The 12,641-nt window shown below is 63.2% G+C and carries 9 protein-coding genes and 3 pseudogenes; 5 read left to right on the top strand and 7 right to left on the bottom strand.

Going from position 1 to position 12,641, the window contains the following annotated elements; translation table 11 throughout:
* Positions 1–38: 38 nt before the first annotated feature.
* Positions 39–2,279, bottom strand: a complete 2,241-nt coding sequence (locus QN084_RS22735) for a class I SAM-dependent DNA methyltransferase (protein ID WP_069696669.1) — start codon at positions 2,277–2,279, stop codon at positions 39–41.
* Positions 2,280–2,399: 120 nt separating this feature from the next.
* Positions 2,400–3,638, bottom strand: coding sequence for an IS256 family transposase (locus QN084_RS22740; protein WP_168529793.1), 1,239 nt, complete (start codon positions 3,636–3,638; stop codon positions 2,400–2,402).
* A gap of 150 nt (positions 3,639–3,788) precedes the next feature.
* Between QN084_RS22740 and QN084_RS22745 the strand changes: the two are divergent.
* Positions 3,789–4,394 (top strand): annotated as a pseudogene (locus QN084_RS22745) (IS6-like element IS6100 family transposase); the annotation flags it as partial.
* A 55-nt stretch (positions 4,395–4,449) separates the two neighbouring features.
* Here the strand turns inward: QN084_RS22745 and intI1 are convergent.
* Positions 4,450–5,031, bottom strand: a pseudogene (intI1, locus tag QN084_RS22750) (class 1 integron integrase IntI1); the annotation flags it as partial.
* Between the two features lie 101 nt (positions 5,032–5,132).
* Between intI1 and sul1 the strand changes: the two are divergent.
* The 3 genes from sul1 to QN084_RS22765 all read left to right on the top strand — a co-directional run bounded on the left by sul1 (position 5,133) and on the right by QN084_RS22765 (position 7,559).
* Positions 5,133–6,050, top strand: coding sequence for a sulfonamide-resistant dihydropteroate synthase Sul1 (sul1, locus tag QN084_RS22755; RefSeq protein WP_264450154.1), 918 nt, complete (start codon positions 5,133–5,135; stop codon positions 6,048–6,050).
* Entirely contained in the window at positions 6,016–6,780 is a 765-nt protein-coding gene (locus tag QN084_RS22760; protein ID WP_001389365.1) for an IS6-like element IS6100 family transposase, read from the top strand. Before sul1 ends, QN084_RS22760 begins: the two co-directional genes overlap by 35 nt.
* Positions 6,781–6,998: 218 nt before the next feature.
* Entirely contained in the window at positions 6,999–7,559 is a 561-nt protein-coding gene (locus QN084_RS22765) for a YceI family protein (protein WP_069696721.1), read from the top strand.
* A gap of 145 nt (positions 7,560–7,704) precedes the next feature.
* Here the strand turns inward: QN084_RS22765 and QN084_RS22770 are convergent.
* The 3 genes and pseudogenes from QN084_RS22770 to QN084_RS22780 all read right to left on the bottom strand — a co-directional run.
* Positions 7,705–7,887 (bottom strand): annotated as a pseudogene (locus QN084_RS22770) (AAA family ATPase); the annotation flags it as partial.
* A complete protein-coding gene (locus tag QN084_RS22775; RefSeq protein WP_139126915.1) occupies positions 7,884–9,290 on the bottom strand; it encodes a TnsB C-terminal domain-containing protein in 1,407 nt (468 codons plus the stop codon). The pseudogene QN084_RS22770 and the gene QN084_RS22775, both read right to left, overlap by 4 nt.
* Position 9,291: 1 nt before the next feature.
* A complete protein-coding gene (locus tag QN084_RS22780; protein WP_064847476.1) occupies positions 9,292–9,894 on the bottom strand; it encodes a recombinase family protein in 603 nt (200 codons plus the stop codon).
* A gap of 347 nt (positions 9,895–10,241) precedes the next feature.
* Here QN084_RS22780 and QN084_RS22785 point away from each other — a divergent pair.
* Positions 10,242–11,136 (top strand): IS5 family transposase gene (locus QN084_RS22785; RefSeq protein ID WP_182263965.1). Its coding sequence is split into 2 segments (ribosomal slippage): positions 10,242–10,630 and positions 10,629–11,136, totalling 897 coding nucleotides; the frame shifts between segments, so codons are not numbered across the junction.
* Positions 11,137–11,168: 32 nt separating this feature from the next.
* On the opposite strand, the gene merA is transcribed toward QN084_RS22785, so the two are convergent.
* Entirely contained in the window at positions 11,169–12,545 is a 1,377-nt protein-coding gene (gene merA / locus QN084_RS22790) for a mercury(II) reductase (RefSeq protein ID WP_069696261.1), read from the bottom strand.
* Positions 12,546–12,641 lie beyond the last annotated feature (96 nt).

A 12,641-nucleotide genomic window follows, 5' to 3' on the forward strand; every position in this document is an offset into this window, starting at 1 on the left:
GCCCGTGCTCATGTGCACACGTGCACATGAGCACGGTTCTATGGGGTGTTGTTGCGCTCGAAGATCAGGGCAAGGCGTTCGTCGTTGGAGCGCAGGAGTGCGGCCGCACCGAATGCTTTATCGACGGTGCGGTCGAGTGCGGTGTGTGCGTCGATGAGCTGCGCGGGCATCGCTGCGGGGTCGTAGAGGTCTGCGAGCGTCGCTTCGGGGTAGGCCTCCCGCGCCTCGAATACCTGGTCGATGCGGTCGGTGAATTGCTGCTGTGCCCGCTGGTCGAGTTCGGGCCACGGGATCGGGAAGTACGCAAGGCCGGGCGAGAGAGAAATATCGGATTTAAGGCGTCCGGCGAAGGTTTCGACCCAGGCCATGAACATGGACGATTGCAAGAGTGCCGCGTGCCAGGGTTTCGCGTCGGGGAAGATGATGAGCTTGTTGCCTGCGATCACGTCGGTGTCGAAGAACTGGCCGGGTATCCAGCGCCGGTTTTCTGAGGACACTTCGGGCAGGGCAAAGTAGCTGCCCTCGGGTTGACGGTTTTGGGTGAACAGTGCGGGCTTGGCCGCGTATTCCTGCACCGAAACGGTGGGGGATTTCAGGCGCGACTCGGCTACGAGGTCGAGGCGCTGCCGGATGAACGGGTGCCGTAGGTGTTGAGGCTGTGCGTCAACGAGCCAGAGGCACCAGCGCAGGGGTGAGCCTTGCAGCATGTCGCGAGCTTGCACGAACCGCTTCACGTAGGGCGCTACCTCGGGAATCTGCACCGCTTCACGCATCGCGGCTTCATCAAGCAACAGATGCCCGCCGTCCGTCGGTTGCGATCCCTTGTGCGCGTTCGGCATCCCCTCGATCAGCGGCTTGGTGAGCTTCACGGGTACGTAGTCGGCTCCGTCGAACAGGTAGAAGTTGAGCCGGTCGGGTACGGTCTCGATGGGTTGCCCGGTGATACGGGGGTAGCTGAACAAGCGGTGACGCTTGTTCGGGCGTTGTGTGCTGGAAAAGCCGACGATGACGCAGTGCACCGCTGCCGCTCCGGGGGCTTCGGAAGTCCATTTGAAGGTGCGGTGCCCGAAGTCCACTTCGCACCCCATCCCGGCCAACAGTGGCACCATGGTGCGGGCTTGCTCGCCTTGGGTGATTGAGTTCGTAGACACGAACGCTACCCGCGATTGTGGGCGCAGGGTGACCAGCTCGGCGGCTTTCGCGTACCAGCACGCCACGTAGTCGAGTCTGCCGGTGCGCAGCCCTTTTGCGGCGCTGATGGGTGCGAATACGTGCCGGTTGTCGGCTTGCTGTTCTTTCGACATCCACGACATGCCGATAAAGGGTGGGTTGCCCATAATGATGGTTGCGTCTGACTCGGGAACGATCTCGTTCCAGTCCATGCGCAGCGCGTTACCGACGTGAATAACGGTGATGGTATCCAGCGGTAACGTGTCGGGGGCTTTGCCTAGTGCAAGCTCCATTTGCATGTTGGCTTGGTGGTCAACGAGGCGCAGCGCGGTCGAGGCGATTCTGGCAGGCCATTCTTCCACCTCGATCCCGGCCATGTGCTCAAGCTTCACCGCGAGGTCATCGCGTTGGAAGAATAACGGGATCTGCGACGTGTCACCGAGTTCTTGTAGCCGCAGCAGGATGCGCAGCTCAAGGGCGCGCAGGTCACGGTAGGCGACGACGAGGAAGTTACCGCACCCGCACGCCGGGTCGAGCAGCCGCAGCTCTGCCAGCTCGCCGCGCAGTTTCTTGAGCGCTTTAGTGTCGTGTTGTGCGGCTTCGAACTTCTCGGTGAGTTCGTCAAAGAACAGCGGGTCGATGGTCTTCCGAATGTTCGTTTCGGTGGTGTAGTGCTCTCCGAGTTCGCGGCGCGCCTCGGGTGACTTGACTGCTTGGAAGAGGGAGCCGAAGATCGCGGGGCTGATGCTTGCCCAGTTGAACGCGCACGCAGAGACGAGTTTGTCACGCATCACTCGGTCGAATGAGGGAATCGAGAGTGGTTCAGCGAACACGCGGCCGTTGACGTAGGGGAATCGTGCGAGCAGTTCGTCAAGGGTGGAGGCGCGGCGTTCCTTGGGCTGGTTCATCACTTGGAACAGCATGGTGAGCTGTGCGCCGAGGTCGCTGCCGTCGGTGCTGGTGCGCAGCTCGATGAACTCGGTGAATAGGTCACGCTCCCATATGCCCGAGTCGTCGGCGTAGAGAGCGAACAGGACGCGCACGAGGAAGATCGAGGCTTCGTGGTCGTCGTACCCTGACCCTTCGAGCGCTTCGTATAGGTCGGCCATGATTCTGGCGGCTTTGATCGACGCGGCTTCTTGTTCACCTGACCCGAATGAGCGGGTCTGGTATCCGGCGAGGAACGCGAGGGGTGTGTCCGATAAACGGTGGATCTGGTTTGGCGTTCATTAGTTGATTCGGCCTTCGAATGCGATCGCGAACGCGTTCAGCGCCGGCTTCCATCTCGTCGCCCAGCGTGCCCTGCCGCGCCCGGTCGGGTCAAGCGAGCGGGTCACGAGGTAGAGGCATTTCAGCGCGGCGGCGTCGTTCGGGAAGTGCCCGCGCGCCCGGACTGCTCTGCGGTACCGGGCGTTGAGTGACTCGATCGCGTTCGTGCTGCAGATGATCCGGCGGATTTCCACGTCCCAGTCCAGGAACGGCACGAACTCGGACCAGGCGTTCTGCCAGAGCTTGCTGATCGCCGGATACTGTTGACCCCATTTCGCGTCGAACTCCACGAATCGCTCACGAGCGGCCGCTTCGGTCGGCGCCGTGTAGACAGGACGCAGGTCCTTGCCCATCTCTTCCCAGTAGTGGCGGGACGCGAACCGGAACGTGTTGCGGATCAGATGGATGATGCAGGTCTGCACCGTCGCGAGCGGCCAGGCGGTGTTGATCGATTCCGGCAGACCCTTCAGCCCGTCACAGACGACGATGCACACGTCCTCGGCGCCACGGTTCTTGATCTCCGTCAACACGCCGAGCCAGAACTTCGCCCCCTCCCCGCCATCGCCGGCCCAGATCCCGAGGATGTCGCGCTCCCCGTTCACAGTAACGCCCACGGCGATATAGAACGGCTTGTTCCGCACCTGGCCGTCTCGGACCTTCACCACCAGAGCATCGATGAACACCACCGGGTAGACGCGATCCAGCGGACGGTTCTGCCATTCGGTCATCTCCTCGATGACCTTGTCGGTGATCCTCGAGATCGTGTCCTTCGACACCGACGCCCCGTAGACATCGTCGAAGTGCGCCGCGACCTCGCCGGTCGTCAGCCCCCGCGCGGTCAACGACAGCACGATCTCATCGACGCCGGTCAGGCGCCGCTGCCGCTTCTTGACGATCTTCGGTTCGAACGACCCCTCACGGTCTCTGGGAACGTCGATCTCGACGGGACCGACCTCGGTCAGCACCGTCTTCGATCGGATCCCGTTGCGAGCGTTCTCGGCGATCGTGTTGCCGTGCTTCTCGTAGCCAAGATGCTCGGTCATCTCCGCCTCGAGCGCTGTCTCCAGCACCCGCTTGGTGAGCCCGTTCAGCACCCCGTCGGGGCCGACGAGGTCGACACCCTGTTCCTTCGCCTGCTTCAGCAGCTGCTCCGCGAGCTGCTGCTCATCGATGATCTCTCCCGTCACAGGATCGATCATCTCGATGACATCGGTCATCGCCCTTCCTTTCGGTCAGGCCAGACCAGATCCACCGTTAATCAGACAGTCCCCATTTGGGCAGCTCGACCAACAATGAGCCATCGAATTTCGTCGCCAACGAGCGGCAAAAGACACAAGTCAGGTACGCGTCATAAACCGGAGATGGAGAAGCGGCTGCGCTGGTTCTGGCGGCGTGGCTTTGATCCGAGCTGGCGCCTGGATGAAACCTACGTCAAGGTGCGGGGCAAGTGGACCTACCTGTACCGGGCAGTCGACAAGCGGGGCGACACGATCGATTTCTACCTGTCGCCGACCCGCAGCGCCAAGGCAGCGAAGCGGTTCCTGGGCAAGGCCCTGCGAGGCCTGAAGCACTGGGAAAAGCCTGCCACGCTCAATACCGACAAAGCGCCGAGCTATGGTGCAGCGATCACCGAATTGAAGCGCGAAGGAAAGCTGGACCGGGAGACGGCCCACCGGCAGGTGAAGTATCTCAATAACGTGATCGAGGCCGATCACGGAAAGCTCAAGATACTGATCAAGCCGGTGCGCGGTTTCAAATCGATCCCCACGGCCTATGCCACGATCAAGGGATTCGAAGTCATGCGAGCCCTGCGCAAAGGACAGGCTCGCCCCTGGTGCCTGCAGCCCGGCATCAGGGGCGAGGTGCGCCTTGTGGAGAGAGCTTTTGGCATTGGGCCCTCGGCGCTGACGGAGGCCATGGGCATGCTCAACCACCATTTCGCAGCAGCCGCCTGATCGGCGCAGAGCGACAGCCTACCTCTGACTGCCGCCAATCTTTGCAACAGAGCCCACGCGACAGCTGCTCGCGCAGGCTGGGTGCCAAGCTCTCGGGTAACATCAAGGCCCGACCCTTGGAGCCCTTGCCCTCCCGCACGATGATCGTGCCGTGATCGAAATCCAGATCCTTGACCCGCAGTTGCAAACCCTCACTGATCCGCATGCCCGTTCCATACAGAAGCTGGGCGAACAAACGATGCTCGCCTTCCAGAAAACCGAGGATGCGAACCACTTCATCCGGGGTCAGCACCACCGGCAAGCGCCGCGACGGCCGAGGTCTTCCGATCTCCTGAAGCCAGGGCAGATCCGTGCACAGCACCTTGCCGTAGAAGAACAGCAAGGCCGCCAATGCCTGACGATGCGTGGAGACCGAAACCTTGCGCTCGTTCGCCAGCCAGGACAGAAATGCCTCGACTTCGCTGCTGCCCAAGGTTGCCGGGTGACGCACACCGTGGAAACGGATGAAGGCACGAACCCAGTGGACATAAGCCTGTTCGGTTCGTAAGCTGTAATGCAAGTAGCGTATGCGCTCACGCAACTGGTCCAGAACCTTGACCGAACGCAGCGGTGGTAACGGCGCAGTGGCGGTTTTCATGGCTTGTTATGACTGTTTTTTTGTACAGTCTATGCCTCGGGCATCCAAGCAGCAAGCGCGTTACGCCGTGGGTCGATGTTTGATGTTATGGAGCAGCAACGATGTTACGCAGCAGGGTGACGGTGTTCGGCATTCTGAATCTCACCGAGGACTCCTTCTTCGATGAGAGCCGGCGGCTAGACCCCGCCGGCGCTGTCACCGCGGCGATCGAAATGCTGCGAGTCGGATCAGACGTCGTGGATGTCGGACCGGCCGCCAGCCATCCGGACGCGAGGCCTGTATCGCCGGCCGATGAGATCAGACGTATTGCGCCGCTCTTAGACGCCCTGTCCGATCAGATGCACCGTGTTTCAATCGACAGCTTCCAACCGGAAACCCAGCGCTATGCGCTCAAGCGCGGCGTGGGCTACCTGAACGATATCCAAGGATTTCCTGACCCTGCGCTCTATCCCGATATTGCTGAGGCGGACTGCAGGCTGGTGGTTATGCACTCAGCGCAGCGGGATGGCATCGCCACCCGCACCGGTCACCTTCGACCCGAAGACGCGCTCGACGAGATTGTGCGGTTCTTCGAGGCGCGGGTTTCCGCCTTGCGACGGAGCGGGGTCGCTGCCGACCGGCTCATCCTCGATCCGGGGATGGGATTTTTCTTGAGCCCCGCACCGGAAACATCGCTGCACGTGCTGTCGAACCTTCAAAAGCTGAAGTCGGCGTTGGGGCTTCCGCTATTGGTCTCGGTGTCGCGGAAATCCTTCTTGGGCGCCACCGTTGGCCTTCCTGTAAAGGATCTGGGTCCAGCGAGCCTTGCGGCGGAACTTCACGCGATCGGCAATGGCGCTGACTACGTCCGCACCCACGCGCCTGGAGATCTGCGAAGCGCAATCACCTTCTCGGAAACCCTCGCGAAATTTCGCAGTCGCGACGGCTCTGTTGCAAAAATCGTGAAGCTTGAGCATGCTTGGCGGAGATTGGACGGACGGAACGATGACGGATTTCAAGTGGCGCCATTTCCAGGGTGATGTGATCCTGTGGGCGGTGCGCTGGTATTGTCGCTATCCGATCAGCTATCGCGACCTTGAGGAAATGCTGGCGGAACGCGGCATTTCGGTCGACCATACGACGATCTATCGCTGGGTCCAGTGCTACGCCCCGGAGATGGAGAAGCGGCTGCGCTGGTTCTGGCGGCGTGGCTTTGATCCGAGCTGGCGCCTGGATGAAACCTACGTCAAGGTGCGGGGCAAGTGGACCTACCTGTACCGGGCAGTCGACAAGCGGGGCGACACGATCGATTTCTACCTGTCGCCGACCCGCAGCGCCAAGGCAGCGAAGCGGTTCCTGGGCAAGGCCCTGCGAGGCCTGAAGCACTGGGAAAAGCCTGCCACGCTCAATACCGACAAAGCGCCGAGCTATGGTGCAGCGATCACCGAATTGAAGCGCGAAGGAAAGCTGGACCGGGAGACGGCCCACCGGCAGGTGAAGTATCTCAATAACGTGATCGAGGCCGATCACGGAAAGCTCAAGATACTGATCAAGCCGGTGCGCGGTTTCAAATCGATCCCCACGGCCTATGCCACGATCAAGGGATTCGAAGTCATGCGAGCCCTGCGCAAAGGACAGGCTCGCCCCTGGTGCCTGCAGCCCGGCATCAGGGGCGAGGTGCGCCTTGTGGAGAGAGCTTTTGGCATTGGGCCCTCGGCGCTGACGGAGGCCATGGGCATGCTCAACCACCATTTCGCAGCAGCCGCCTGATCGGCGCAGAGCGACAGCCTACCTCTGACTGCCGCCAATCTTTGCAACAGAGCCGCTTGCAAGCCGCACCGTTCAGTGGTTCTTGACAACCAACAGAGTGTTCTGCGAACATAAACAAAATTTGGACGCTGACGTGCTTCGTCCCAGTCGAAGTAGTTGCCTCGCCTGCCCGAGCGGCTCATGTGAGCGCCGCCGTCCCTTCATGGAGAGGAAGATCAATGACGCTGACCAACACCGAGGTTCCTGGCTTTCGCGCAGGTAAGTGGGTTCTCGACCCAACTCACAGCGAAGTAGGCTTCCACGTTCGTCACATGATGGTCTCGAAGGTTCGGGGCGCTTTTGGTGTAAAATCAGCCACTCTGATTGCGTCTGACAATCCCTTGGATTTCATCCTCCACGCTACGGTCGACGCAGCATCCGTAAATACGAACTTGCAGATCCGCGACGACCATCTTCGATCGGTCGACTTTCTCGACGTCGCACGATTCCCGACGATGGAATTTGTATCAAGCGGCGCTCGAGTGAGCGGTGATGAGTTTCTCGTCGATGGCGAATTGACGATCCGCGATGTGACTCGGTCTATTACATTTCAGGTCGAGCTGGGCGGATTTGGCTATGACACGGACAAGGTGTATCGAGCAGGCGCTTCTGCGAAGACAACCATCGATCGAGAGGATTTTGGCCTGACCTGGAGCGCGACGCTCGAGACAGGTGGGCTTGTGGTTGGGAAAGAAGTGACGATTCTCCTGGAGTTGGAAGCTTTTCTCACCGAAGAGTGACTTGAGTGGGATGTGCTCGCACCCTGCGGATTTCATTCCGGCCAGGTTGGCTTCCAGGGTTACGACGACGTGCCCAGCTACGACCTCGATTCATTCGCTCGAGTGGTTTCGGTGTCCCCCAACACAACGATCAGGTGTGATGATCTTGCGGCCTCCAGTTGGTCAGCAGGTCGTAGGCCTTTTCCCAGTGTGCGTAGCGACGCGCAGACAGCGTCTTACCCACCCCGGCCGGTCCGAAGCACAGGCCGATGGTGTGGCCGCGGCGCACAGCGTCGGCGAACTCGGTGAAGCGGCGGTGCTCCTTGGTGACGATGAAGCGCTGGCTCACATCAGGTCCTCCCTGTAGACCTTCAGCTTCCGCCTCGGTGCTGGCGCGGGGGCCGGCGGCTCGGCTGTCGGCGGCGCCTCGGTGGTGTGTGCGGCTACGACGGCGATGCGTTCATTGATACCTTGGCGCAGGGCTCGGCGGCGGGCGTTGCGGGCAGCCTGGATCTCCTTGAGGCCGATCTTCTGGGCCTGGTGCTCCTGGTTCACGGCCTTGCAGAGGAACTCGTCATGGTCAAAGACGCGGATCTCGGTGATGTCGCGCGGGTCGTAGCGGATCACCACGGGCCGTCCGACGTAGCCGGCCAGCGTCGGGGAGACGTAGCGCAGCCCCTGGAAGCGGATGCCATCGCGCTGCACCACCCGGGACTGGGCAACCGTGAGCAGCAGCCCGTCGAGGTCTTCGAGGCTCTCGGGCATGCGCGGCAGCCAGCCCTCGGCGATCCACGCACTGCGCGGCGAGGTGTCAAGCTCGCTGTGCGACCGGTCGTTGTAGGTGGCCACGAACCCCTCCAGGGCGCTGTCGAGCTCGGCCAGCGACAGCTTCGGCGTCGGAGCAAGGTGGTCCTCGGTGATGTAGCCGGGCAGGTCAGCGAGAAGCTCGGTGTTGACGGTGCCGAAGAACCGTTCGATCTTGCCGCGGCCCTGGGGGCGGGCGACGGTGGAGTGGATCAGCCGGATATGGAGGTCGACGGTGGTGCGGGTGAGGTGGTGGCTGATGAAGTCGCTGCCGTGGTCGACGTAGAGCACGTCCGGCAGGCCGCACATCGGCCACGCCGGGTCGGGCTTGTGCCAGATCGCCTGCCTCAGCGCCAGCGCAGTGTTCATCGCCGAGGGCGCACCGAGAAAGACGGTGTAGCCGCAGATCGCGCGGGAGCAATCGTCAATGATCGCCGTCAGCCACGGCCGGGCGGGCTTGCCGTCGGTGCCCACCACGAGGATGTCGAGCAACGTGTGGTCGCTCTGCCACATCGCATTCGGGTGCTCGGCCTGCCGGCGCAACACCAGCTCGTACTTGTCACGGTAGGACCCCGCGCCCTCCAGGGCGAGAGTGACCATTCCCGGATCCAGGGCCGCCACGATCGAGCGGACCACGCCGTAGGAAGGCACCGGCCACCCTCGGGTACCGCAGATACGGGTGACCCTGCGGTGGAGAGTGGCGATCGCGGGGCGGGGTTTGCTCAGCGCCAGGCCCTCGATCAACCGCACGAGCTCCGCGGGAAGATGGTGAGTACCGGCATCCGAGCGCTGTCCTGTGCTCAGGCCCGCATACCCGTCAATGCGGTAGCGGGCGTGCCAGCGCTCCAAGGTGCGCAGCCCGATCCCGGTCTCGCGGGCCAGGGCGGTCAGCGCGATGCCGTCCTCGACGTGCAGCCGCAGGATGCGCCACCGCGCCGCCCCGTCCATCTCACACCTGCTCGGCGACAGCTGCTCGGGCGCGGGCCGCCTGCTGGTGGCGATACAGCGTCGCCCGCGACCAGCCGACGAGTCGGGCGGCGTCTTCGGCGGTGCGGCCCTTCGCGCGCGCATCGGCGGCGATGTCGAGCTTCTCTGCGACCACGGCCGGGTCGACCGGAGGTCGGCCGAAGCGGGTACCGTTCTGCTTCGCCGCGGCGATCCCGGCATTGACACGTTCGGTGATCAGCTCGCGCTCATACTCGGCCAACGTGGCGAGCATGCCCATCATCATCCGGCCCGACGTCGTCTCCGGGTCGATTCCGTCCGAGACCGATCTAATCTTCACGCCTTGCCCGCGTAGCAGCGTGACCGTGTTCAGGACATCGATGAGGGACCGGCCGAGCCGGTCGATACGCCAGACCACCACGGTGTCACCGTCCTGGGCGTAGTCGAGCAGCCGCTTCATCCCCGGTCGCTCGATCGCGGTCCGGCTACCCGAGGTCACATCCGAGAACACGTCCCGCTTCTGCACCCCGGCATCCACCAGCGCATCGACTTGCAGCTGCGCATCCTGAGTTGCCGTACTCACTCGGGTGTATCCCAGCTGCCTCATACCCCCAGCATGGTGCAGAAAGTCCTGGAAGTCACCACCCTGAGGCGCTTTTCGTCGAGACGACTTAGCGAGACACTTCCGGGTGCCCATTCACGCAGGGAATGAACCTGAGGCCAACCGCGCGCTGAACGTCTAATCAACCTATACCCAAATGAGGCACCAGATCGCCCGGCCTTACCTACATCGAAGTGCCCCGCCTCCGCTCGAAACCCTTGAGGCTTGGTCGCCAGCACGCCATGCGCAGCGAGTGACGCGAGTCTGATTTTGTCAACCTGATTTGGCCCCGGGGTGACGGCTAGGCCGTGTTGATCAAGTGGTTTCGGTGGTCGATGGGCGAGTCTTGAGGGATGACGCGTCGCGAGGTCTCTGACGAGGTGTGGACCGTTCTGGAGCCGTTGATGCCGACGGTGACGGGGAGGTCGCGGCCGTGGACGGATCATCGTCTCGCGGTTGAGGGGATGGCGTGGAAGTACCGGACGGGTGCGCCGTGGCGTGATCTGCCGGAGCGGTTCGGGAAGTGGAACTCGGTCTATAAGCGGTTCACCCGGTGGGCGCACGACGGCACCTGGGACAGGCTGCTCGCCGAGGTGCAGCGGCAGTCCGACGCGGCGGGCCGGCTCGATTGGGTGGTGTCGATCGACTCCACGATCACCCGCGTGCATCAGCACGGTGCGACCCTCGCCCGGGACACAGGGGGCTCCACCGAATCACAAGAATCCGTGGTTCGAGCCGCCTGACCACGCGATTGGCCGGTCCCGTGGCGGGTTGACCTGCAAGATTCACCTGGTCGCCGATGGCAAGGGGCGGCCGCTGGGATGGGTGCTCACCGGCGGCAACATCAACGACACCACGATGCTGGCGACCACCCTCGAACACATCCGTGTCCCCCGCCCAGGCGTCGGAAGACCACGAACGCGACCAGATCGAGTCCTCGCCGACAAGGGCTACCCGTCGAAGACGAACCGTGCCTGGCTGCGTCAGCGAGGGATCGCCGCGACCATCCCGGAGCGTGACGACCAGATCGCTCACCGCCGCAAGAAGCCGGGACGCCCGATCGACTTCGGCGACGAGCAGAAGCTCCGCTACCGCGGCCGCAACGTCGTCGAACGCTCCTTCAACAAGCTCAAACAGTGGCGCGGCATCGCCATGCGATCAGACAAGACCGCCCGCAGCTACCGAGCCGCCATCAGCCTCGCCACCACCCTGATCTGGATCAAAAGCGACTTGATCAACACGGCCTAGAACTGGCCCCGGGTGTGTGCTGCTGTTTGCTGTTAGGCGCAGCAGGAGGTGGGGAGTTCGTTGCGGAAGAGGTTCGCGGTGAGTCGGATGCCTTCGGCCATGGTGAGGTACGGGGCCCAGGTGTCGGCGAGTTGGGTGACGGTGAATCCGGCTTTGATCGCGTAGGTCGCGGCGAGCATCATCTCGCCGGCGGTGTCGGCGAGGGCGTGGACGCCGAGGACTTTGCCCGTGTCGGCGTCGGCGACGATCTTGATGCCGCCGCGGGTGTTGTGGTTGGCGATGGCTCTGGGCACGTCGGACAGTCGGAGGTAGCGGCAGGCGCATCGGTAGCCGGCGGCGAGGGCTTCGGCTTCGGTGATCCCGGCCGAGGCGAGTTGGGGTGAGGTGAACAGGACGGAGGGCAACCCGGTGTAGTCGACCTGCTCAGAGTGACCGAGGGCGTTGTGTGCGGCGATCTTCCCGGTCCTCGCGGCGACGTACACGTACTGGGGCACGTCGGTGACGTCGCCGGCGGCGAACACCGCCGGGTTCGTGGTCCGCTGTTGTTCGTCGACAATGATGAAGCCGCGGGTGTCGGTCGCGATGCCCGCAGTGGCGAGGCCGAGCCCGTCGGTGCGGGGGGTGCGGCCGGTGGCGACGAGGACGCGTTCACCGGTAGCTACTTTCCCGGTGCGGGTGAGGACTCGGACCAGGTCGTCGTGTGGGGTGATCGTTGCGGCGCGGTCGCCTATGACGGTGATTCCGTCGGTCAGGAAGGCTTTGCGGAGCTCGGAGGAGAGTTCTGGTTCGGCGTGCGGGGCGAGCCGGCCGATGATGGTGACCTCGACCCCGAGCCGGGCGAACAGCTGGGCCTGTTCGAGGCCGACGAATCCGCCGCCGATCACCACGAGCGAAGCGGGCAGCTCGGTGAGTTCCATCGCCGTGGTCGACGTGAGGTAATCGATCTGCTCGAGGCCGGGGATCGTTGGGATGGTCGGTTCGGCGCCGGTGGCGATGAGATACGACTTGGCGCGAACCGGTCGTCCATCGACGAGCAGTGTTGAGGGATCGGTGAATGTTGCGGTGCCGGGGAGGATGTCGAACCCGTAGGCGGCGGCGATGTCGGCGTACTTGGTCTGGCGGAGCATGCCGACCAGCTCATCCTTCTGCTGCACGAGCGCGCCGAGGTCGACGGCCCCAGCGGAGGTGGCGGCGCCGGGGAACGGGTTCGTGAGCGCGGCGTGGCGGGTGTGCGCGGCCGCGAGGAGGGTCTTGGAGGGCACGCAACCCACGTTCACGCAGGTGCCACCGAGCGTGCCCGATTCGATGGCGACCACGCTCGCCCCCTCGAGTCGGGCGTGGATCGCCGCGGACATCGCCGCGCCGCCCGTCCCGACCACCGCAAGATCGAACTCGTTGTGCTGAGTCATGATGCCTCCTCGGGTGGACCGGGCCGCACGTGCGGCCCTATGCGACAGAATGGACCTTCAAGCATGCTTGAAGGTCAAACTGACGGTGGAGGTGTC

Source organism: Paenarthrobacter sp. R1, from assembly GCF_030264015.1.
Classification (GTDB): domain Bacteria; phylum Actinomycetota; class Actinomycetes; order Actinomycetales; family Micrococcaceae; genus Arthrobacter; species Arthrobacter ureafaciens.